Below are 2,005 nucleotides of genomic sequence, written 5' to 3'. Positions count from 1 at the left end.
TCTTTGGCCCGTAGGCATTATGCGGTATTAGCCATCGTTTCCAATGGTTATCCCCCACATCAAGGCAATTTCCTAGGCATTACTCACCCGTCCGCCGCTCGACGCCGTTATCGTTCCCCGAAGGTTCAGATAACTCGTTTCCGCTCGACTTGCATGTGTTAGGCCTGCCGCCAGCGTTCAATCTGAGCCATGATCAAACTCTTCAATTTAAGATTTTGTCGACTCAATGAATACTGATTACATTCCCTATTCTTACGAATAGTGACTGTGAATTGACTGTGCCGAATCTTGCGATTCGAATTGGTCACTCAGTTCATTGAAATCAAGTTGAAACCGAAGTTTCATTTTTTGATATTCATCAACGAGTGCCCACACAGATTGATAGGTTTAAATTGTTAAAGAGCTTCTCTTCATTGTGACTTGCGTCACTTCGTAAGAGGCGGCCATTCTAGCGACTTAATTCTCAGTGTCAAACACTTATTTGGAATTAATTTCTACTTTCTAAAAGTAGGAGTGAATTATCACTCAAAGCTAGTTGCCTTTACTAACATTCTTCGCTGGAGCCTTGTGGCGTCTGCCGTGTCAGTGAGGCGGCATTATAGAGACGCCGCTCATATTGGCAAGCATTAAATGCATTTTTTATTGAAAAAAGAGGTTAAACGAAGACATTTCAACCAAGGGCTTATTTGTACCACTTTAAGCCCAACTTTCGAACAAATTACTCACAACACCCTGTGGATAACTACTCACCACTATCAAAGAAGTAAGACAATCGAGACCTTGGATTTAGATACTCTCTCACTTGTTCAGGCAGTTTGTTGGGATTAACCGCATTAACTATCTTTATATCTTTAGCAAGCAGGTCGATTACCGGAGCTTGTGTTCTTGGCACGCTAGGGTCATAGGTCAGCACATTAGGATAAAGCATATGCTTAGCATTTACCGAAATCACAATACCAATTGAATCATTAGAGAGCTGGACCACTGTTCCTGGCGGGTACACTCCCATGAATTTAAMCAATAGACTTAAGTTGTCTTGGCTATATAGGTGTTTGCAGTTCTTATATAAGTGGGAAAGCGATAAGTAAGGGATCATTGGCGGTGACTGTGTTTTACCATGGCACAAGTTATCGAATGCATTGGCCACCGCCACTATCTTGGCAAACTCATCAATCTCTTCTTCTTTCAAGCCTTCTGGGTAACCAGAACCATCATTCATCTCATGATGCTGAGCAATTACCTTTTTAGCTGTTTCAGGAAAACCCTCTATTGCAGAAACGATATCCGCGCCATACTTAGTATGGAGCTTTAAATAGTTCTCTTCTGGCACCGTCAATGCGCTCTGCTTTCTTAATATAGCGACAGGTATTTTGATTTTGCCCACGTCATGGAATAACGCAGCAAAAGATAGCTCTTTCAATTGTTGAGTGCTGTAGCCTTTAGCTTTTCCGATCATCATGGCAACAACAGCAACATTTAATGTGTGGAAGTAGATATCTTCAAAGTCAGCCTTACCATTCATTAGGTGGAGTGTGACGTTATCATCACATACTAATGTTTCGACAATATCATCAACGAGGGATTGCACCTCCCCTACCGCATCTAAAGGACGATTGCGAATTTTGGTCATGACTGAACGCATTCGAGCAAGTGAACGCTCGAACTCTTTCTCACAATTACTCACTCTGCGTCGGTAAGAACTTAAAGTTTCAATGCGATCATGCTTTTCTTTCCACATTTTCTCAGCTTCAAGAGGCTGTGTTGCGTAATTAAATTTAGATATAGAGCCAACCCGTTTCGCGTATTTCTTAGTCAATACGACAAGTTTTAGGCATACCTAACCTAGTAAGCTTGTTCAACGCTTTTATCATCGCGTAAGTTTCACCCACCTGGGCATTGTAATTTCTTAAGCTCAGTTTCCCTCCTAGCAACTGTTTAACTCGATACATCGCTGTTTCTGAGAGTGAACGCTTGTGGTATCCATACCGCTCTTTCCAATACATAC

1 rRNA gene and 2 pseudogenes are annotated in these 2,005 nt (G+C 41.8%); all 3 read right to left on the bottom strand.

Annotated features, from left to right (window positions below):
• Positions 1–209 (bottom strand): 16S ribosomal RNA (locus L1D55_RS27085); the annotation flags it as partial.
• Between the two features lie 533 nt (positions 210–742).
• Positions 743–1,753: pseudogene (locus tag L1D55_RS27080) on the bottom strand (HD-GYP domain-containing protein); the annotation flags it as partial.
• 55 nt (positions 1,754–1,808) lie between these two features.
• Positions 1,809–2,005, bottom strand: a pseudogene (locus tag L1D55_RS27075) (IS5/IS1182 family transposase); the annotation flags it as partial.

The sequence above is a fragment of the Vibrio sp. Isolate22 genome (assembly GCF_022398115.1).
Lineage (GTDB): Bacteria > Pseudomonadota > Gammaproteobacteria > Enterobacterales > Vibrionaceae > Vibrio.
This window is presented reverse-complemented; position numbering and strand designations above follow the sequence as displayed.